The sequence below is a fragment of the Vibrio sp. VB16 genome (genome assembly GCF_015594925.2).
Lineage (GTDB): Bacteria > Pseudomonadota > Gammaproteobacteria > Enterobacterales > Vibrionaceae > Vibrio.
Window position 1 is genome coordinate 495,653 of sequence record NZ_CP087591.1, and the last position, 21,178, is coordinate 516,830.

General features: G+C 40.7%; 20 protein-coding genes. 9 read left to right on the forward strand and 11 right to left on the reverse strand.

Features of this window, described 5'->3' with window-relative positions:
* Nucleotides 1-177 precede the first annotated feature (177 nt).
* Both IUZ65_RS18740 and IUZ65_RS18745 read right to left on the reverse strand, forming a co-directional pair.
* Nucleotides 178-1,587, reverse strand: a complete 1,410-nt coding sequence (locus IUZ65_RS18740; protein WP_195705548.1) for a sigma-54-dependent transcriptional regulator — start codon at nucleotides 1,585-1,587, stop codon at nucleotides 178-180.
* A gap of 5 nt (nucleotides 1,588-1,592) precedes the next feature.
* Nucleotides 1,593-3,263: a transporter substrate-binding domain-containing protein gene (locus IUZ65_RS18745; RefSeq protein WP_229638246.1), complete on the reverse strand. Its 1,671-nt coding sequence runs from the start codon at nucleotides 3,261-3,263 to the stop codon at nucleotides 1,593-1,595.
* A 495-nt stretch (nucleotides 3,264-3,758) separates the two neighbouring features.
* On the opposite strand from IUZ65_RS18745, the gene IUZ65_RS18750 reads away from it, so the two are divergent.
* The 4 genes from IUZ65_RS18750 to IUZ65_RS18765 all read left to right on the forward strand — a co-directional run bounded on the left by IUZ65_RS18750 (nucleotide 3,759) and on the right by IUZ65_RS18765 (nucleotide 5,646).
* Nucleotides 3,759-3,968: a cold-shock protein gene (locus IUZ65_RS18750; protein WP_195705549.1), complete on the forward strand. Its 210-nt coding sequence runs from the start codon at nucleotides 3,759-3,761 to the stop codon at nucleotides 3,966-3,968.
* A gap of 86 nt (nucleotides 3,969-4,054) precedes the next feature.
* Entirely contained in the window at nucleotides 4,055-4,510 is a 456-nt protein-coding gene (locus IUZ65_RS18755; protein ID WP_195705550.1) for a YccF domain-containing protein, read from the forward strand.
* 32 nt (nucleotides 4,511-4,542) lie between these two features.
* Nucleotides 4,543-5,076 (forward strand): YaeQ family protein, encoded by a 534-nt coding sequence (locus IUZ65_RS18760; RefSeq protein ID WP_195705551.1) that lies wholly within the window; start codon nucleotides 4,543-4,545, stop codon nucleotides 5,074-5,076.
* A gap of 6 nt (nucleotides 5,077-5,082) precedes the next feature.
* A complete protein-coding gene (locus tag IUZ65_RS18765; RefSeq protein ID WP_195705552.1) occupies nucleotides 5,083-5,646 on the forward strand; it encodes a hypothetical protein in 564 nt (187 codons plus the stop codon).
* Nucleotide 5,647: 1 nt separating this feature from the next.
* Here IUZ65_RS18765 and ppiC read toward each other — a convergent pair whose 3' ends face one another.
* Nucleotides 5,648-5,926, reverse strand: coding sequence for a peptidylprolyl isomerase PpiC (gene ppiC, locus IUZ65_RS18770; protein ID WP_195705553.1), 279 nt, complete (start codon nucleotides 5,924-5,926; stop codon nucleotides 5,648-5,650).
* Between the two features lie 161 nt (nucleotides 5,927-6,087).
* Here ppiC and IUZ65_RS18775 point away from each other — a divergent pair, with 161 nt between their 5' ends.
* On the forward strand, nucleotides 6,088-6,996 hold the full coding sequence (locus IUZ65_RS18775; RefSeq protein WP_195705554.1) for a chemotaxis protein: 909 nt from the start codon (nucleotides 6,088-6,090) through the stop codon (nucleotides 6,994-6,996).
* A gap of 114 nt (nucleotides 6,997-7,110) precedes the next feature.
* Here the strand turns inward: IUZ65_RS18775 and IUZ65_RS18780 are convergent, their stop codons facing one another.
* The 3 genes from IUZ65_RS18780 to IUZ65_RS18790 all read right to left on the reverse strand — a co-directional run bounded on the left by IUZ65_RS18780 (nucleotide 7,111) and on the right by IUZ65_RS18790 (nucleotide 12,591).
* Nucleotides 7,111-10,260 (reverse strand): efflux RND transporter permease subunit, encoded by a 3,150-nt coding sequence (locus IUZ65_RS18780; RefSeq protein ID WP_195705555.1) that lies wholly within the window; start codon nucleotides 10,258-10,260, stop codon nucleotides 7,111-7,113.
* A 2-nt stretch (nucleotides 10,261-10,262) separates the two neighbouring features.
* Nucleotides 10,263-11,405: an efflux RND transporter periplasmic adaptor subunit gene (locus IUZ65_RS18785; protein ID WP_195705556.1), complete on the reverse strand. Its 1,143-nt coding sequence runs from the start codon at nucleotides 11,403-11,405 to the stop codon at nucleotides 10,263-10,265.
* 277 nt (nucleotides 11,406-11,682) lie between these two features.
* Nucleotides 11,683-12,591, reverse strand: a complete 909-nt coding sequence (locus IUZ65_RS18790; RefSeq protein WP_195705557.1) for an aldo/keto reductase — start codon at nucleotides 12,589-12,591, stop codon at nucleotides 11,683-11,685.
* A gap of 101 nt (nucleotides 12,592-12,692) precedes the next feature.
* Between IUZ65_RS18790 and IUZ65_RS18795 the strand changes: the two genes are divergently transcribed.
* Nucleotides 12,693-13,079, forward strand: a complete 387-nt coding sequence (locus tag IUZ65_RS18795; RefSeq protein ID WP_195706436.1) for an XRE family transcriptional regulator — start codon at nucleotides 12,693-12,695, stop codon at nucleotides 13,077-13,079.
* Between the two features lies 1 nt (nucleotide 13,080).
* Here IUZ65_RS18795 and IUZ65_RS18800 read toward each other — a convergent pair whose 3' ends face one another.
* Nucleotides 13,081-13,653, reverse strand: coding sequence for a hypothetical protein (locus IUZ65_RS18800; protein WP_195705558.1), 573 nt, complete (start codon nucleotides 13,651-13,653; stop codon nucleotides 13,081-13,083).
* A 443-nt stretch (nucleotides 13,654-14,096) separates the two neighbouring features.
* Between IUZ65_RS18800 and IUZ65_RS18805 the strand changes: the two genes are divergently transcribed.
* The gene (locus tag IUZ65_RS18805; protein ID WP_195705559.1) at nucleotides 14,097-15,089 is read left to right on the forward strand and encodes a porin; all 993 of its coding nucleotides are present in this window, start codon (nucleotides 14,097-14,099) and stop codon (nucleotides 15,087-15,089) included.
* Between the two features lie 521 nt (nucleotides 15,090-15,610).
* Here the strand turns inward: IUZ65_RS18805 and IUZ65_RS18810 are convergent.
* Both IUZ65_RS18810 and IUZ65_RS18815 read right to left on the reverse strand, forming a co-directional pair.
* Nucleotides 15,611-16,138: a regulatory protein ToxS gene (locus tag IUZ65_RS18810; protein ID WP_195705560.1), complete on the reverse strand. Its 528-nt coding sequence runs from the start codon at nucleotides 16,136-16,138 to the stop codon at nucleotides 15,611-15,613.
* On the reverse strand, nucleotides 16,128-16,961 hold the full coding sequence (locus IUZ65_RS18815) for a winged helix-turn-helix domain-containing protein (RefSeq protein WP_195705561.1): 834 nt from the start codon (nucleotides 16,959-16,961) through the stop codon (nucleotides 16,128-16,130). Before IUZ65_RS18815 ends, IUZ65_RS18810 begins: the two co-directional genes overlap by 11 nt.
* 428 nt (nucleotides 16,962-17,389) lie before the next feature.
* Here IUZ65_RS18815 and IUZ65_RS18820 point away from each other — a divergent pair, with 428 nt between their 5' ends.
* Complete coding sequence (locus IUZ65_RS18820; RefSeq protein WP_195705562.1) at nucleotides 17,390-19,447, forward strand: alpha-amylase; 2,058 nt, start codon at nucleotides 17,390-17,392, stop codon at nucleotides 19,445-19,447.
* 102 nt (nucleotides 19,448-19,549) lie between these two features.
* Nucleotides 19,550-19,909: a rhodanese-like domain-containing protein gene (locus IUZ65_RS18825; protein WP_443083756.1), complete on the forward strand. Its 360-nt coding sequence runs from the start codon at nucleotides 19,550-19,552 to the stop codon at nucleotides 19,907-19,909.
* A gap of 35 nt (nucleotides 19,910-19,944) precedes the next feature.
* On the opposite strand, the gene IUZ65_RS18830 is transcribed toward IUZ65_RS18825, so the two are convergent.
* Both IUZ65_RS18830 and IUZ65_RS18835 read right to left on the reverse strand, forming a co-directional pair.
* On the reverse strand, nucleotides 19,945-20,172 hold the full coding sequence (locus tag IUZ65_RS18830) for a DUF3820 family protein (RefSeq protein ID WP_195705564.1): 228 nt from the start codon (nucleotides 20,170-20,172) through the stop codon (nucleotides 19,945-19,947).
* 37 nt (nucleotides 20,173-20,209) lie between these two features.
* Nucleotides 20,210-21,178: a hypothetical protein gene (locus tag IUZ65_RS18835; RefSeq protein ID WP_229638247.1), complete on the reverse strand. Its 969-nt coding sequence runs from the start codon at nucleotides 21,176-21,178 to the stop codon at nucleotides 20,210-20,212.

Genomic DNA, 21,178 nt, shown 5'->3' on the forward strand with positions numbered 1-21,178 from the left:
GTTAACTAAAACAATAACCTATTGATAATTAAATAATTAATAGAAAGGTAAATTATGGAAAGGGTATAACTTAAGTTATAAAAAAACATAACTTCAATAAAAATCATAAAAATAACAAATAGATGGCCCCTTATAACAAAAGACATAATATAACTTTTGTTATAAGGGTTTGGTTGGCTACTTTTCTTGGCCTTTTTTAAGGCGTTTACTCAAAGCAGGTTGAGAAATCCCAAGCATACGAGAGGCGAGTGATTGATTCCCATTAGAGCGTTCCATCGCCGCGATGATGAGTATCTCACTTAACTCTTGCAGCGTCGGTAAAGGTTTCGTTGGTTCAAATAAACCACTATCAAACTCAATCGAATCAAGATCATGATAAGAGTGGTCTATCACTCTTCGAAATACCTCCATAGACAATGTGTGGCTCTTATGCTGGCTGACAGCATCATAGATCAGAGCCTGCAATTCACGTACATTGCCCGGAAAATGGTAGGTAGACAACAGCACTGGCAATTCTTTAGGGTAAGCGGGAACGATTTTATGCATCTCATCGGACGCTTGCGTCAAAAAATGCTTGAAAAGCAAAGGAATATCATCTTTTCGTTCTCTTAACGCGGGCACCTCAACAAGGTGAGTGCAGAGTCTAAAGTAGAGATCCTTTCTGAAACTGCCTTCCTCTACTTTAGATTTAAGATCCTGATGAGTCGCAGCAACAATACGTGCTTTGCTGCGTTTAGGGCGATCACTACCCAACGAGTAGTATTCTCCTTCTTGTAGAAGCCGGAGCAATTTGGTTTGCGATGTATGACTAAGATCACCAATTTCATCTAAGAATAGTGTGCCATCTGCGGCAGCCTCAACCATACCTATTCGCTTTTTATCCGCCCCGGTAAAGGCGCCTCTGCTATGGCCAAACAACGTATCAGCAAAAACGTTATCATCAATACCCGCAACATTGACACTGACCATCTTGCCTGGACGGCGACTCAACTTATGAACCGCTTTTGCAATCTGCTCTTTACCTACACCACTCTCACCACAGATCATCACTGATTGTCGACTAGACGAAACCGACTCTAAATACTGAAATATCGAGCGCAGTTTTTTATCCTGAGTGATTATCTGTTCAAATACTTCTGGTTCTTCTAATGTATCGGAAAGAAAACGTCTGCGCATTGCTTCATTTTCTCGACGCATTTCCTGCATCGATACGGCGCGCTTAATCCCTTCTAACAGGCGGCTTTCTTCTGTCGTTTTTACAAAATAGTCATACGCACCAAGACGAATGCAATCTACCGCTGTTTCTATCTGGTTCATACCACTAATGATAATAACGCCAACTTGAGGATGTTTTTCCACAATCTGCTTTAGAAGTACATCCCCCGTTAAATGAGGCATGTTTAGATCGAGTAACACCAACTCAATCGGATGTTGTTCGATTAATGTCATCACCTCACGACTATCACTCGTTTGATACAGGTGATTTATCCCCCCTCGCCTTTCAAGAACGAGAGACAAACTGCGTATAAATGCTGATTCATCATCAACTAACAAGACACCGAAACTCGGGTAAAGCGTATCTTTCATGTAAATTAGTTTTCCTTAGTTAACGGAATAGTGAGAAGAATTTGAGTTCCTTTTCTCACTACAGACTTAAATAGTAGCTTGCCACCATGTTCTTCAATAATATTTGAAGATATCGACAAGCCCAATCCTGTTCCACCTTCTTTACGCTTCGTTGTGAAAAAAGGGTCGGTAAGTCGAGAGAGGTGTTGAGATTCTATCCCCTTTCCTTCATCACTTATCGTCAGCTCAATTCTGCGGGTAGCCATCTGGTATTCTGTTTTTATAGATATAACTTGGTGAGTACTATCTAATGCCTGACAGGCGTTAACAATAAGGTTGATAACGACCTGCTGTAATCTTTGGCTATTTCCTTTGAATAAAGGCAGCGATTCGCTGTACGACACAGAGAAATTATCTGTCGCGGATTTAATTGCCCTATCTGTCAATCGAATCGCAGCGGCAACCACTTGGTTTAAATCAACATTATCGGAAAGAGCTTGCGGTTCTTGCCTTGCAAAATCTCGCAAGTCGCTCACAATCCTACGAATATGGTTCGATCCCTCTAGCATCTCCCCAAGCATTAAAGGGATCTCTTTACTAATGCGAGTATAATTGAGGCCAGCAATCTCGAAATCACCATGATTTTCATAGTGCTCTTCAAGTATTTCCTCAATATCCTCAAACGACTCTTTCAAAACCGGAAGGTTAAGCAACAACAAACTGGTTGGATTATTAATTTCATGTGCAACACCGGAGACAAGTATACCGAGAGACGCCATCTTATCGGCTTGAATTAACTGTTGATGCTGCTGTTCCAGTTTTTTGGTTCGCCTGGCGACTTGCTTTGCCAAACTTCTGTTCCATACAATAACGACAATAAAAATAGAGGTAAATAACACAGACGCAATTACGATAAACAGACTGATTTTCTGCCAATTTAGTCCACTTTCTGTATACGAACCAAACCATTTATTGTAGATCTCCTGCTGCTTACCCGTATTCTTTAGTATCGCTAGACCTTCATTAAATTTGGCGAGTAGGTCGGCATTACCTTTTAAGACCGCATAACCATAGCGTTGAGAGCTCAATGGTTTGCCTACAGGTTCTACATTTGACAATGACAATTCTTTACCTAAATAAAGCCCGGGCAAATTGGCAACAAAAGCATAATCATACTTACCTGCAGAAAGCATCCGTAGCGCTGCTGCATGGGTATCCACATAAATAAGTCGGACATCAATTCCAGAGCTCTCCATTTTCTCTGCCATTATGCCGCCGCTTTGAACAATAACGGACTTTCCAGCAAGCTCAGATAATTGTGAGATAGACGGAGAACCCACACGTGCAAAAACAGATTGATGGATAAGGGAGTGAGGTGGAGAAAAATCGAGAAGTTCCGCCCTTTCCTCTGAATAAGAGATCCCTTGAAGTAGATCGATATTGCCACTTTCAAGATCCCACTTCATTTCATCCCAACTTGATAGTGCAACGTTAACATCTAACCCCATAACCTGCGCAATAGCATAGGTAAGCTCGGTGTTATATCCGTCAGGTTCACCATTATTATTGATAAATTCGTAGGGGGGATAATTATGGTCTCCACCGACAACAATAATCTTGTCATTCGCTAGGGCATTAGTCATGAATGCAATACAGCAAAAAAACAATGTTATAAGCAGATATTTCACTTCTTTCATAGTTGGTTTTCATTCCTTACTGTTAGCGTTTCATCCTTGCGAAAAGTATACATTAATCGCTATGATGTAAAACCTGAAAAGGGGTAATAAGAGCCACTCTAGCTCTAAATTTCAGCGGTTTTTACTCGGTTCATCAATCAGAAACGTTGACACGGATTAAAATCAAATAATATCGTTAAATTAGTCAGTTATATGGAAATACAGCCAACCTGTAACACGAAATTTTGGTAATGATGGTTAGTTTTGTACATAAAAATGTGCCTCTTCACAAATTATTGAAGTTATTCCAAAAAGTTAACGTAATATTCATTGACTTCCTACGTAGTTGATTTAAGCTTTGTCCCGGCTAGAAAGAAAAGCTTTTGTTTAAGATTTACAAGTCGTTGGTTAGTTCAAAACTTCCCGCCGTGTGTATCTAAATAGCAATCTATTTTTTCCACGCTATCTATATATGTCCCCAGTGGGACCTACACAATTTTTATAGGAATTAAGACTATGTCTAACACAGTGACTGGTACAGTTAAATGGTTTAACGAAACTAAAGGTTTCGGTTTCATTCAACAAGAAAATGGCCCAGACGTTTTTGCACATTTCAGTGCTATTCAATCTGACGGTTTCCGTACTCTTGGTGAAGGTCAAAAAGTTGAGTTCACTGTAACTCAAGGCCAAAAAGGCCCTCAAGCTGAGAACATCAAACCTGTTTAATATGGTTTGTTAAATCGCTAAAATTTCTGTAGCCAGTCTAACGACTGGCTATTTTTTTGTCTTTTTTCTAGATAAGGATAGAAAGCATGCGCACATTAGGAAATATAATCTGGTTCTTGTTCGGTGGTATCATCATGGGCCTAGCTTGGTGGCTTTTTGGTATACTCGCTTTCATCAGTATCATTGGCATTCCATGGGGCCGCGCTTGTTTTGTCATGGGTACTTTCTCATTTTTCCCATTTGGTAAAGAAGCGATTGATCGGGAAGAGTTAACAAATAATAGGGACATAGGCACTGGTACTTTTGGTATTATCGGCAACATCCTTTGGTTTTTCTTTGCTGGTATCTGGCTTGCGATAGGTCATATTACTTCTGCCATTGCTTGTTTCATTACCATCATCGGCATACCCTTTAGCATTCAGCATCTCAAACTTGCCGCTATTGCTCTATTTCCGATTGGTAAAACCGTTGTCGAAAAAGAGATAGCTTCCGCCGCTAGAGAGGCGAACGCACAAGACTATATCCGGAAAAACCGAAAATAGACCTTCTAAAACGAATCAAAGAGAAATTAAAAGTGGCTTTAAAACCGACAATATATAAATTCCGTGTGGCATTAACCGATATTAATAACGATTACTATGATTCGCTTAGTTTAACTATTGCGCAGCACCCTTCGGAAAGCTTACAAAGGATGATGGCACGTGTAGTCGCATTTTCTATGAATGCGCAGCCCGACCTCTCTTTTACTAAAGGGCTTTCAAACATAGAAGAGCCCGATATCTGGCATAAAACATTGGATGACCAAATTTCATTGTGGATAGACGTTGGTGAACCCGATCCTGAGCGTGTGAAAAAATCAACGCGATTAGCGCGTAAAGTTCGTGTGTATAGTTTTAATACAAAATCTGATGTTTGGTGGAAACAAAACGCAAATAAACTAAACTTGTTAAAGGCAGAGGTCTATAAGTTTGACGCTGAAGGGATCGAAACCCTAGCAACCTATGTAAAAAGAACGATGGATTTTTCTATCATGCTTTCTGGCAATACTGTTTTTGTTTCAACAGAAAATGGTGATTGCGAGATAGAGTGGCGAGAACTGAAGGCTTAACAATTTATGACAGACTCAATCATAAGCAAACTTAAACAACAGCTGGAAGTCGCTGGCATAGATACGCTTCATCTTTCGGATAAAGAAGCGTCGCTGTTTGCTCGTGCAGTGGAGGAAAAAGCCGCTGTCTACGAAAATATCTGCTCTAAAAGCCCAGGGAAAGACCCCAAACTTCTTCTTCTTGGGTTATTAACCAAACTGCAAATCGAAGCCACAGCAAGGTTAGAAACCCAAGCCGATAAAATAGGCATGATGCAGAATATTTTTTCGGATACTCTCGGTCAATCTCAGGCTGACAAATTTAGTGCCGATTCCGTTATAGAACTATCACTCGTCACTAAACTATGGCTCATGGTTCAAGGCTACCTGAATATGGATTTCAGTTTAGCCAATGATTACGCACATAATGCATCTGAGCTGCTAGCAAAGGCTCTTCACTCTCATAGCGTAGATGAAATTCGCACCGAGCTTCTCGCCAGCTATTACCATGGTAAAGAAAAACGAAAAGTCGACGTTCCCTCTATCCTCTGGTCAGATAAAATCGTCAAGTGGTTTACTCGCTCTAGCTAATTTATGTTTTGTAGAGCACCTTAACCACGTGCCATCCAAACTTGGTTTTGACGATAAATGGTGTCAGCACTTCATTTTTGAATACGGCTTTATCGAATTGTGGCACCATGGCGCCTTGACGAAATTCACCGAGGTCCCCACCTTTCTTTGCCGATGGACAGGTCGAATGCTTTTTCGCCAACACTTGAAATTTGGCTCCTTTCTTAAGTTCTGCTAGCAGTTCTTTAGCTAAAGATTCGTGTTTTACTAATATATGCAATGCTGCCGCGGTTCTAGCCATGATGAGCTCCAAAGAAAATAAAAGGCGATTTTAACTAAATCACTCAAGATGTACATGTTTAGGCCGCTATAATGTCATATTTATTAAAATATATACTGAGTAGTGGCTAAGAGTTAGTTACTATAGAGCCTGTCAATAAGTCGTATGTGTAGGATAAAAACATGAAAAGCAAAGCGAGCCAGTCCCAAGGGATGCTATTGTTTAAACTCTCTCTACTGCAACAGAGCTTTGCCATAGGTACATTAAAGGTACGCGAGATTGTTCCTTACTCACCAACGACACAGATCCCTTTCTCGCATCATCATGTTATTGGAACGGTAAATATCCGAGGTCTTACCGTCCCTGTCATCGACATGGCGGCCGCGATTGGTTTTAGACCGATAGCAAAAGAAGAATATAATGAGTGCTACCTCATTGTGACCGATTGCTTACGAACTATCGTTGCATTTATGGTTAGGACGATAGAAAAAATCATCGATTGTGACTGGCATGCCATCGAACCTTCACCAGAAACGGCAGGGTCTAACGTATTTGTTACTGGCATCACTCGCTACGAAGACAAGATAGTCCAGATGCTCGATGTAGAACTGCTTCTGTCTAAGATATATCCGCAGGATGCATCTGCGAGGATACCGATTTTAACCGACGTCGAACGCGAACGCCTAAAACCGCTTAATATATTATTGGTCGATGATTCACGCATTGCTCGCAAGCAGCTTTCTGACGCATTAGACAGCATTAACATTTCATATTTTGTCTGTAAAAACGGCATAGATGCGCTTGAATTAATGAAAAGCCATGCCAACGAAGGAAAGCCCATCGACCTTCTCGTCAGTGACATCGAAATGCCAGGCCTTGATGGCTACGAACTCGCATTTGAAGTGCAAAATAACCCCAACATTAGCAAAGCTTATCGTATTCTACACACGTCATTGTCTAGTGAAATGAGCGCCGATAGAGCCCACCAAGTTGGTGCGCACGAAGCCTTATGTAAGTTTGATGCCACTGAGTTAGTACAGGCCATGTTGCGTGGCGCAGAGCGAATAGAACGCTTGGCGATGAGTAGTTAAGGCTCCACAGCCATTGTTGAGCATAAATACATGAAAACCGCTAGCAACTTGTTGCTAGCGGTTTTTTATTAACTAAAGCCATTCAATACAGATTCGTCTCTGAATTTCATAGCATTACTCTTCAATATCAACGACCTTTGTATTTCCACCATGAATTTTTTCTCTTCGTCGTTGGATAACAGCATAAAAACCGGGTATCAAAAACGTACCCGCGAGTAATACGCAAAGTAACCCACCTACCAAAGAAACACCCAATGAGTTTTGGCTTATATGCCCCGCTCCAGAGGCAAATATCAAGGGTGTGATACCTAAAATAAACGACCACGATGTCATGTTTACCGCTCTAAAACGCAATTTACCGCCGTGTACTGCCGCATCGTCAATAGGTACTTCTTTTTCCTCCCGCTCTTGTTTAGCAAACTCCACAATAAGAATGGCATTTTTGGCCGCTAAAGCGATCAATAATACCAAGCCTATCTGAGCATAAAGATTGAGTGGTAATCCCGCCAAGTTTATCGCCAAGAAGGAACCCAATGTGGCGACAGGAACAACAAGAATAATGGCGATTGGTATACTCCAACTCTCATATTGCGCCACCATGAAGAGATAGATAAAGATAAGTGCCAACGCGAATGCGAAAATCGCTTGGTTTCCAGCTTTCACTTCTTGATAGGCCATCCCTGTCCATTCATGCTGATAACCATGTGGCAGCACTTCCGCGGCAACTCGTTCCATCGCAGCAATAGCATCACCACTTGAATACCCCTGTGCTGGCTGACCTTGGATTACCGCCGAACGATACATGTTGTAACGCCACGCCACGTCAGGTTCAAATACTTGTTCATAGGAAACCAATGTGCTCAACGGAATCATCTTGCCTTCAGAAGAACGAACATGGAATCGATTTAGGTTGTTCATGCTGCTTCTGTGTTCGCTATCCGCTTGCATGGTGACCCTGAAGTTTTTACCAAACATCGTAAAGTCATTCACATAAAGTGACCCTAGGTTTCCTTGTAATGTCTGGAATATGTCGCCTAAAAAAATGCCTAATTGTTTCGCCTTTTCCCGGTCAATATCAACATGGAAATGTGGCACATTCGCTCTAAACGTACTAAATGTATGTTGTATCTCTGGCTGTTGATTTGCCGCTTGAATAACCTCATTCATTACTTGTGCAAGATCGGTTCTATTTCGTCCTAACGTATCCTCTAGAACAAATTCGAAACCAGACGCAGACCCCATACCGGGAACCGCTGGCGGACCCAAAGAAAACACCACGGCTTCAGGTAGCAATTGAGCTGCGGCGATATTAAGTCGTTGTGCAATAGCAAATGAGGAATGGTCCCCCTCAAGGCTGTTTCGCACTTCCCAATCTTTAAGCTTGACGAATAAAGTCGCGCCATTAGAAGCCGCTGCACCCGTTAATAATGCATAACCATTCGCAACCGTAACGCCATCAATTCCCGGTTCTTGTTCAACAATCTCCATCAACTTCACCGTCGTATCTTCGGTTCTGGATAGTGACGCAGAATCTGGTAGTTGAACATTAACCAGTAAGATGCCTTTGTCTTCTTGAGGAACAAATGCTGTTGACGTTGTTTTAGTGAAAAAGGTGACGGCGGCGACCGCAATTAAGAAAAATGCGCCAAGTAATATTGTCTTTCTCACCAAAAAACCAGCGACATTACCATAGCCCCGCGTCACTTTTTCCAACCCCCTGTTGAATGCCTTGAACCAGTTCGAGGTGTTACCTCCGCCCTGCTTAAGCACCAATGAACAGAGTGCCGGCGATAAGGTCAATGCATTGATAGAGGAAATAACAACTGAAATACAGATTGTTAAAGCAAACTGCCGATACATGATGCCAGTAATACCCGGCAGCATAGCAACGGGTAAGAATACCGCCAATAACACAAGCGTCGACGTAACAATGGGACCTGTTACCTCTTTCATCGCTATCAATGTCGCCTTCGCCGGCGTTAAGCTAGGATCTTTTTTCATTGTCGTATCGACGTTTTCAATGACCAAAATTGCATCATCTACAACGATACCAATGGCGAGTATTAGGCCAAAAAGCGTCACCGTATTTATAGTGAAGCCCGTGATGAGCATCACCGCAAAGGTACCTATTAATGAAACCGGAATCGCAACCACTGGTATCAATGTGGCTCGTGCACTCCCCAAAAACATGTAGGTAACCGCAATGACCAACAGTATGGCTTCGATGAGTGTTTTAACGACGCCCTTAATCGACTCGGCAACAAAAACTGTCGTGTCATAGCTTGTTTCATACGCCATACCCTCAGGGAAATTAACACTCATGCTGTCCAGTAGTGACATCACCGCTTCGCCGCTTTCTAAAGCGTTAGCATCGGATTGTAGTGACAGCGTAATAATTGCGGCATCTTGCCCTCGAAACTTTCCGTTACCATCGTAGAATTTTTTACCCAGTTCTAGTCTGGCAACGTCTTGTAAATATATGGTTGAACCATCATTATTGGCTCTTAGCACAACATGTTCAAACTCTTCTACTGTCTCTAGTCTGCCCTTTGTGACAAGGTTAAATTGAACCTCTTGCGCATTATCATAAGGTGGTGCACCGACTTTACCTGCCGCTACTTGAACATTCTGTTCTGCGAGCGCCGCATATACATCAGTGGTGGTTAACCCGAGATTCGCCATCTTATCGGGGTCCAACCAGACACGCATTGAGAACTCTCCACCACCTATCACCCCGACTTCACTGATGCCCTTGACGCGCGCGAGTTGATCTTTAACGTTTAGATTTACGTAGTTCACCAGAAACTGATCATCGTATTTGCCATCTGGAGCGTAAAAGTTCAAAACCATTAGCAGGTCCGGTGACCTCTTTTTCACCGTCACACCAACCATGCGCACTTCTTGAGGAAGTTTTGACTCGATTTGAGTCACTCGATTCTGCACGTTAACTTGTGCCATATCAGGGTCAGTACCAACATCAAAGGTAACGTTCAGATTGTACGACCCATCGTTGGCACTTTTTGAAGACATGTAGATCATGTTCTCAACGCCATTAACCGAGGTTTCTATTGGATCCGCTATGGCTTGTTCCACTGTCTCTGCGCTTGCTCCGGTGTAATACGCCGTTACACTAACGGAAGGCGGGCTTATCTTTGGATATTCAGCCACTGGCAGTTGAGTTAAAGAAATAGCGCCTGCTAATGTCAGAATAATAGAAATAACCAACGCAAATTTAGGACGTTGAATAAAGAAACGACTCAGCATAGTTACGAACCCTCTCCGTGAACTTTCTCTGCGGTTAAGGTGTCCTCGACTCTCACCACAATACCGTTACGTACTCGTTGTAGTCCCTTGGTAATAATCGTATCGTCTTTGGATAATCCATTCATAATAATAACGCCGGATTCCACTTGTTTTCCCAAAGATACGTTATGTCGTTCAGCAATATTCCCCTCGCTAAGTACCATCACGAAATCACCTTCTAAGTCACTTTGAACGGCACGACGAGCAATAGTAATAACCTCAACAGGCTTCTTTTCTTGAATGTTTACTTTTATGTGTTGGCCTGGCAGCAATATTTGGTTTGGATTAGCAAAACTCGCACGCATCGCTAGGGTACCCGTTGTCACATCAATACGATTATCAATGAAATCGATATACCCGCTCTGGTTGTACATCTCTTCATTTTCTAAAACAACATGCACTTCAACCTTGTCGATCGCCCCTTTACCGTCGCCATCAACGCCTTCCATACCCATATTCAAACGTTCTCTTTCACTCACCGTAAAGCTTGCATGAATAGGGTCCAGACTTACAATGTTGGTTAATGTCCCCGAAGAAGGAGAAACAAGGTCACCAATACTGACGTTACTTTCACTAATACGACCCGATATTGGTGCTTCAATACTGGTATACGAGAGATTGACGTTAGCCACATTTAATTGAGCTTTCGCCGCTTCTCGTTGTGCTTCTGCCCCCAACTTAATACTGGTCAATGCATCATATTCCGAACGAGAGATATTTCCTTTAGGCAATAAGCCTTTGCCACGCTCAAAGTCTAACGTTGCTTTTTGTACATTCGCATCGGCTTGAGCAATGTCGGCTTTTGCACTGGCTACCTGAGCCTGATAAGAAGAAGATTCAATTTGGAATAAAAGCTGTCCCTTCTCGACTGTCTCTCCTTCAGTATAATGACGGGACTTTAAATAGCCTGAAATTTGAGCCGTGATGGCAACGTCTTCCACCGCATTTACTCGACCGACATAGTCTTGGTTTCGGTGGTAACTCATCACCTCAACTTTTTCTGTCGTTACAAGAGGTGCCGATGCTTGTGATAGAGAAGGTTCTTGACCGCAGCCGACTAGAATTACTGCACTAGCAACAGGAATAAGAAGTGTAATTTTACGCATTAATTGACCAATAATTGTGGGGATTGTAAGTAACCTGAGTTCACGGAAAATACGTTAATAAACATAAATTATGTCTACGTACTACCCATTTGAAGGTGAGGTTAATTGCTTATAGGCCAATAACATAGATTATACAAAACCGAGTAATGTCAGGGTTTTATCAGAATTAAAGTCGAATATGTGTGAAAATATTTCAGTGACTTATAAATAAAAAGCCGCTGTATATAAACGACTTTTCTTATTAATTTCAATGATGACTAGCTACGTTAAGAATTGGTTATGGCACACCGTGTCCTTTTGATGCCACCCAAACTCGATACCATTGTTCACGAGTTAACTCGATTCTTAGTGCGTCAATTGCCGCATGCACACGCTCTATTTTACCAGAGCCGATAATAGGTAATGGTTGCGAAGGTAAGCGACGAACCCATGCATAGATAACCTGATCGATACTCTCTGCCCCTACTTCTTGCCTGATAACTTCAAGCTCATTTCTAACTCTGATTTCCTTCTCTGAATTCCCAAAGAAAAGGCGGCCGCCAGCAAGACAAGACCAAGCCATTGGTCGAGTGCGTTTAATCTGCATCTGGTCGAGAGTCCCGTCATCAACGGCTTCGAAGTTCAATGGATTAATTTCAACTTGATTGGTCACTAAAGGGATGTTGAGTCTAGACTGCAACAGTTCGAACTGCAAAGGAGAGTGATTTGACACTCCAAAATGCGACACCTTACCGGCCTTTTTCAATTCCAACATTGTCTCAGCTACTTCATCAGCATTCATTAATGCATCTGGCCTATGGATAAGCAGGACATCAATGTTTTCTACCTTTAGATGTGACAATGAATTATTCACTGACGCCAAAATGTGTTGCTTACTTGTATCGTAGTGGTTGATTTTTCTTTCGGGTGTATGGTCTCCACACAGATGGATATCGCACTTGGTTACAACCTCTATCTGATCACGCATCGATTTGTCTAACGCCAACGCTTCACCAAAGAGCTTCTCACACTGATAGTTTCCATAAATATCTGCATGATCGACCGTCGTCACTCCTAGTTCAACGTGTTGCTTTAGAAAACTCAGCCTTTCTTGAGGAGTCATTCCCCACTCTGTCATGCGCCAATAGCCTTGAACCAATTCAGACAAATTTGGGCCTTGAGGCGCCATACCAACTTTAGCAACCATTAGGTTGTCTCCTTAATTAACTGGATATAAGCGAATCCTAGGCTTGTTTAAGAACTCACTCAATGGTAAAACACCGAATATTCGAACCAGAGTACGAAATCATGAGTTTTTCAGAGCGATTACAAGAATTAATAGGCGAAGAGAGTGTCAGTGGATTTGCTAGACGAGTCGAGTTAAACGAGGCCCTAATTAGAAAATACCTTAAAGGCAGTGAACCAAGTTTATCCAAAGCAAATCAGATTGCGATGAAAGCAAACTGTTCTTTAGAATGGCTAGCGACTGGATGTGGGTATTTGTACCGCCAGGCGGAAATTGTCGATATGGAGGCCTACAAAATTGCCTACGAATTTGTCACTGATCGCCAGTTAGTCGAGAGCAGTATCCATCGCCGTATTATTGCAGGCTATCAATATCTACGAGCCCACAAAAAAGCGGACGATTATCTCGACAAAACAGGTATGAAAGCCTTTTTAAATAGAGGAAGTTAAACTAGGGTCTGTTGATCATTTTGAAGGTCAATTTTATGCCTTGTTTATCACTAGAAAAAGTAGCCTCTCTACTAGGCTGTTCTGCATAATATTCTGAATTGGGGTACCAAGTCAGCTCTCTAGAAGATGAGATAGGACCATCATTAATAAACATGACCATCTCTCTATTTACCAATTTAATGGGTTTTGATTTCAGCGCCTTAATTGCATCATATTCACGGCCGTTGATGACGGCTTTGGCGAGCACATAACCGTCCTTTCTAAGGTTAAGTTGAAGCTCTGAATAGGCAATCGACGAATAAGGTGCCGTGATTTCTATATGCTGCACCACATTACTCTGTACCAATAGACGACTTTCTACATCAACATTATAGTATTTAATTACATCGGAACAGAACGCCTGATTCTCCCTTTCTAGCCCACAATCATAGAGTTCCATTGAGTCTTGCAACTGTTCTAACTGCCAAGGAGCGGTGTTTGGCTCAATCATTGGTTGCAACCATACCAGAGAAAAAGCACTGGCTTGATTGGTAAACAGCGCTAATGCCATTGACAAATAAAATCGTTTCTTCATGTCTTTCAACCCGTAACAAACAGCAGGTATTGTACAGGCATTAATAATAACGCTACTCAATAAAATCGAGAATAGATCTAAAAAAACCTGATTTACATCTCATTTTTATATAAAAAATCGCTAAATAACCCATCGTGCTACCTTTTATTTTTACCCTTCTAAAATATTTAACACTTTCAATATTAACCTTAATTTACAGATACTTAACTTACATAAAAGTAAGATAAATTACATTTATTATCGAATTTATTTCGTTTTACTAGCCTGAAAAACCTCATCGGCGTTAAATCGATGAGGTGAGTCAATGTATTGCGACATCTACATTTGAGCGCTAAATCTATCAATCTTCGTTGTATAGAAAATTAAGACGCGTTTGTTGCAGATATTCGTTTTTGACATCACCTCAATATAACTAAAACACGTATTACATAGGATTAGTAAAAATGAATAAGAAACTTATTGCTTTAGCAGTGGCCGCTGTTACTACTGGTGCAAACGCAGCGAGCATATATAGCGACGACCAAACGTCTCTCAACTTGAAAGGTGAAATTGACGTTTATCTAAGTACCTCTGAACTCAAGGGCACCGCTGCAGACGATTATAAAAGTGACCCAGATGTTGATGTATGGGCAAAGATTCAGATCGATGCTACCCATAAACTGAGTGACACGGTTGGCGTATTTGGTTCATTTGAAATACAAAACGGCGTAGGCTTTGGCCCTGGTAGCAATGATTCCAAAGAAGTTGAAACTGATGACGAATACTTCGGTGCAAAATTTGGCGAAAATTTCGCTTTCGCCGTTGGTGAAGTTGGTGATTTCGGAGACTCTTTGAACGCAATTATCATAGATAACACCAATGAAGGCGTAGGTTATGTTGATGACGTTGCAGACCGATTTGAGTCAAAAGGTCACGGCATTGCGCTAAGATACAATACAGAAACGTTGACGTTGATTGCAGACACCTATTTAGCCGAAGATTCAGATCAAGATTCGGTATACGGTCTTTCAGCTGCTTTTGATATCGCCGACTTTAATATCGGTGCGTCTTATCAAGATCGTGGCAACCGCGGCGCTTACGCCGTCACAAATAACGGCGACAATGACGTTTACGGCTTTAAACTAGGCTATGACAATGATGTTTTCTCTATCGCATCACACTACGTAGTTGAGCAAGTCAACAGCCAAGAGTACGAAGTCATCGGCCTTGCTGCGGACTATACAATTAACGCAGTACGAGTATATGCTTCAACATACATTGCTGAAGAGCAAGACGTCGCTAATAGTGATGAAGTAACAACCTATACATTTGGTGCTGATTACACATTCTCAAGCAACCTAACAGGTTTTGCTGAATACTCCGCTGCAGACAACTCAGGTTATGAAAAAGACGCTGACTTGTCTCTAATGGTGGCTGGTGTTTACTATACTTTCTAAGAATAGTAACGTTTAGATAATTTCAATGCCTACTTAATTGTAGGCTTTTTTCCTCAATAATTAACCTAATCATTATTCTCGAGTAAAACATATAAACGCTAACGCCCGGAAATAAATATATCTGAATAAATATATTTGAACAAATAAGGAGACAACATATATCCTTCACAATATTATTAATATTATACTTACTACCAAAAAAATTAATTACAAACCCTATCAATCAAGCACATCATCTTATGACTAAATTGATATTCACCCCTGATTCATACATTAAAAATCGTAGAAAATAATTGTTTAGCTGCATCTCTGTTCAGATGAAATCTCACCACGTAAAAACCTAAAAGTGTGATGCGCAAATATAAGCCAATTAAATCATTGACCTATTCATACTGCTTATTAAAAATCGGCATGAAAGCCCAAAAAACAATCCACACCAATTTAACTTGATCTAAAAATTAAAGGCCCTCTGCTAATAGCAAAAGGCCCTTAAAAACAAAATCCATTCGACGATTTATATATTAATTGGCCACCCACAACCTAGATGAGTTATCTATAGATGTCATCAGCATGGTTTTCTCATCGATCTGATTTACTTCAGTCACTCGTAGCATATTAATGATGAACATTTCTTTTATTTTTTCCAAACTTCCATCATCGATATGATTCATCCTAACAGAAGAAACGTCTCTAATTTCACCTGCTTCTAAGAAAATATACCCTTGCTCGTATTTCCACTGACCTACATTAGATAATTCAAGAGTGGATATTGTGTCGTCATTTCCATCAAAACAATTCACGATAGAGTTTTGAACATATGTATTGTCATTCATATATTTAATGTCACTTTTTATCGTGGCTGAATACATTTTGTCTATATCAAGCTTCCCTTCGTTCTCATTTTTCTTTGGAAGAAGAACCCTCATTTCGGAATGCCATGCTTTAGAGGTAAAGCTTGATTTTTCAATTGAAGTAGAATCATGAACAATCAAATACATCAGTGGCATAGACAATATAGTTAATGTAATCAATAAGTTTTTACTTATCACTATCAAACCTCATCTTACAAAAAGACATCATATCCATATGCTTTGGCATCAGATTATAACTCACGCTTTCAGTTAAATATTTATCTACTACGTTAATAATAAGCTCATTTCTGAACGTATAGGACACAATGATCTTATCGATATTTTCGGTGTTGGGGTGGTAGGCCAACAACTTATCCGTACAATACTTGATATCTACCGCATGGCTAGCGCCGTTAGTATCTTTATTTAACAAATAGATTCCTATGCCATCTACCCGGTCTACTTCTTTAAGCTCAGAATACTTAGGAGAAAATAGATTTAGTGGCCATATAAATTGGAACATTAATAAAGAAATTAACATCACCATAGAAAAAGAAATTAATTTCTTACCTAGCAGTTTGTTTATGGGAAAACGTCCACTTTCAATACCAGTTGCTTCTTTCTCATTGCTTTGTGGTTCATCGCTTATGCTTTGTTCTGCATTTTTTTCTGCATTTTCTTCTATCTTTTTGCTGCTACCAATAAACTGATAGCCATGCTTTGGGATAGTCTTAATAAATTTAGGCTCTTTTGCTGAATCTTTAAGTATTTTTCTAACGGTTGATATCGCTTGGATAACACTGGACTCATCCACATGAAACCCATTGCTCGTCCACACGAGTTCGTGTATTTCATCTCGACTCAAGACCTGATTCGGCCTTTCAATAAATGCCAATAAAATATTACTTTCATTACTACCTAACCAGATTATGTCTTCACTATTATCTGGATCAGCTAATGATTTTTTGTTGACATTGAAAATATACTTGTCGTTAAGAAAGTACTTATTCTCCACTATCATAAACACCTCCTTAGGTACACAAATATTCATTTAAAGCTACCATTTTTATAAAACTTTATCTGAATATATTACGATAGTATATCCTCATTCACCTTCATTTCAACCATTTATTGTACGCTCGTAAAGTAAATTTTTGTAAAGAACTTATCTCTTTGTTTAAATAGAAAAATTCATACAAAACCACATAAATATCAAGCCAAAATTCACAAAAAAGGCACCCTATGTGTGAAAAATTAATCGTATCTATAGGCCGTGAATAATTATTTTCTACTGCGACAAATATATAGATATTTACCCTTACATCTTTCTACTCCCTGCCATGATCTAGTTAACACTTTTGAGGCGTAGCCAACCGAATGATGTCTAAGCGTCGTTTTGCATTTATCATTTAGCTAGATGAATTTAATAAGAACTTTAATGGCCCTACAATGAAACTTAATACGATAGTATCTGCATTGATCTTGGCATCAACACCTCTGTCGGCTGCTAACCTAACGATATCGACGTCCACTAACAGCCGAAACTATTCTTTTACCGCGGATCATCCAGTGAATGTTCCGCTTAAAAAAGATAATTATTCAATCAAAGTGACCGATATTGGCGGAACATGTCTTGTTGATGTCGTTAAAAAACTCAAATTCAATACACCAACGCAACTAAGCTGCCAAGAACCAACCCTTTTCGAACTAAAGATTCGCCTTAGTGGCGACTACCTATTTACATTCGATAAAACCACGCCATCGATAACACTCACAAAGCAGAAAAATAAAACCGTAAAAAAGGAATTCAAAAGAGCCGTTCCCAACCTCACTTGCGATACCCATATTAGTGGAGAGGTTACGTTAAACGTTGCCGACACATTCGCAGATGGTACCAAACTGAAAGACAGATTCACGGGACAAGTTACTGAGGTAATTGACCATCACGTAACATTAACCCCATCCCTAAATAGCGGTGGTATGGTTTTACTAGAACCAGCATTGCAACCAAGTTCCCACCTTTCTCCCCCTCTCGACTGGTGCAACGCGAACATCTACTTTGTCATGGTTGATAGATTTAGCAATGGCGACCTGAATAATGATACGAGTTATGGCCGACAAAAAGATGGCAAGGATGAAGTGGGGACTTTCCATGGTGGTGATTTAAAAGGCATTATTAAAAAACTAGATTACATCCAGAGTTTAGGAACTGATGCGATATGGCTTTCCCCTATAGTAGAGCAGATACATGGCTTTGTTGGGGGAGGAGAAAAAGGGTCCTTCCCATTTTATGCTTATCACGGTTATTGGACCCGAGATTTTACCAAAATTGACGAAAATTTCGGTAAAGATGAGGATTTGACACGACTCGTCGCGGAAGCGCACAAACGGGGTATAAAAATCCTGTTAGACGCGGTCGTGAATCATTCAGGCTACGCTGCTCTATCCGATCTACAATTTGACGACATCAATGTCGTCTTACCTAAAAGAAGTTGGCCGGATAAATGGTCTGATTGGGTACCGGAAAAAAATGAAGACTGGCACAGTTACAATGACAGTATTGATTATACAAGTAACGAATGGAAGGATTGGTGGGGACCAGATTGGATCCGTGCTGGTTTTCCTGGTCATAAAAAACCAGGGAATAGTGACATTACGATGTCTTTGGCGGGACTTCCAGACTTTATCACCGAATCAGAAAAAGCCGTTACACCACCAAATTGGCTGCTCAATAACCCAGGCACTCGTGTAGAACATAAACAGAATTTTACTGTCTCCGATTATCTAATCGAATGGCAGTCCGATTGGGTTAAACGATTTGGAATTGATGGCTTTCGCGTCGATACCGTAAAGCACGTTGAAAGTGATGTTTGGAAACAACTAAAAAAACAATCAGGCGAGAACCTAGAGGCATGGCGTAAGAAAAACGGACAATCGGGCCAGCCATTCTGGATGATGGGCGAAGTATGGGGTCACTCAGCGTACAGAAGTCCATATTTTGATGACGGTTTTGATGCCTTGATAAACTTCGACATGCAGAAAAAAATGGACAAAGGTGCCGCTTGTTTCAGCTATATGGCCGATACCTATCAATCTTATGCCGACACGATCGCCTCCGAAAAAGATTTTAACCCGGTAAGCTACATGTCATCTCACGATACAGAATTGTTCTTTAGTCGCTATAAATCATTCGATATGCAAAGAGACGCCGCAAGTGCTCTGCTGCTTAGCCCTGGGGCTATTCAAGTCTATTACGGGGACGAAGTTGCTAGGGCGATTGGCCCATATGCGGATGACTTTCATCAAGGCACGCGCTCCGATATGGTCTGGCAATTAGATGACAACAGAAAAAAACTACTCGAACACTGGAAAACGATTGGCCAGTTTCGAAAATCACATCCTTCTATTGGTGCGGGGCAACACAAAGAGCTTAAACAAAAGCAAGGTTATGCTTTTTCTCGAGTTCTTGGGGATGACAAAGTGGTCGTCGCTTTTGTGGGTAAGTAAACCCTGACCTAACATTTTGTAGAGCAGATATTACCGTCTATATTGATCAAACGCTTCACAAAAGAAATAATGAGCCTATATAATCGCCTCTCATATAGGCTCATTAAAAAGGAAATAACCGTGATCTTAAAAAAAATTGTCGCCCTTGCTCTGGCTCTCATCGCTTTTTCAAGCTTTGCAGAAAACCGTGCTGAATTAGCATGGCAAAAAATAGAACAAGGCGCACTAATCGTTGACGTTAGAACACCACAAGAATTTGAAACCCAACATATCAAGTCTGCCGTAAATTTCCCGTTAGAGACGGTGAATGTCGCGTTTAATAACGTAGATAAAGATCAACAGATTGTTGTTTATTGCCGCAGTGGCAATCGTTCAGGGCAAGCTGAACGCTATTTAAAAAAGAATGGATTCACTAACGTTCACAATGGTGGCGGCCTTAACGAGATGCTTGCCTCTAAGTAGTCAGCTTATTCAGCCATAAGAGATCAACTCTACGTTTAGCGCGACTCTGGGTACTTTAGCGGTTTAACGACCGTATCTAACCCTTCAATTTTTAGCGCTAAGCAGAGTTGCATCAGATCACCTAATTCTCCCTCAGGAAAAGATTCCTTACGAGCAAACCAGAGCAAATATTCTTCCGGAAGATCGATCAAGATACGCCCCGCGTATTTACCAAACGGCATCTTGATTCTCGCTAATTTTATCAAATTCTCTTTCTCTAGCACTTATACATCTCAACTAACTTTAAATCCAAAATTGCCACTATACATTGTTAAACAGAAACTCTAAACGAAACGTAATCGTCGCTTCATCTATTTTATCTTCTTCTATTTTGTTGTCCCAATTGTACTCAGGCGTGATTTCATAGAATAACCAATCTCGATAGATATTGTGCCTGTAAGTTATAGATACATTTGTATTACTGATGTAAGCATCCGGTTTATCATACCCCGTTATGCTGGCGTTATAGCTTACGGCCTGTTTAGCAGAGACCGATTGATACAACGTTAACGCACTGGCTAATTCGAAGCTATTGATGTCATCCTCATACTTTGCATAATTGGTCCAACGAACTAAGAACTGCTCATTCAGCGTATGGTCTACATCGATTTGAGTTCTTTCACCCAAAACACTTTTGCGGCTATATACTCGTTGTGTAAAGTTAAGCAAGGTATCTTGCGACAAAGGATAGCTATAGCGATATCGAGCTTCGATACTTGGTCTCAGTGTCACCTTAATATTGAAACTGCTTTTTTCCCTTGCGTACCAGTCGTATCGAAGCCCTACCGAGTTTTCCAATTCGTCGCTGTTCGACGGAAATATATCTTGTAAATCATCGTCGGCATCCGATTCAATTACGATCTTAAGCTTTTTGGTCGCTCTTGGTAAATGCAGTTTCGCTTTCAATGAAGTTCTAAACTTAAAACCATCCGATTCAGACCAAGAAAAATCGTTATACCACCGCACCATCGTTCCTGCTCTAGCGTCGTCTGTAATCCGTTCGTCCACAAAGAAGCTATCAAACCAAATTGCTGGTTGGCAAAATTTTGTATTCAGATAATGATAGGTTTTATCGAGTGAACCAACTTCTCTATTGTCACTATAACAGTGCTCTTCAGCACTCTTGAAGGTCACAGCGTCATCACTCTGAACGATACTCTCTTCTTCTTGTGCCATAGCGAATGAAGACGGAACAAGCAGTAAGATTATCCATAATTTAAAATATTTCAT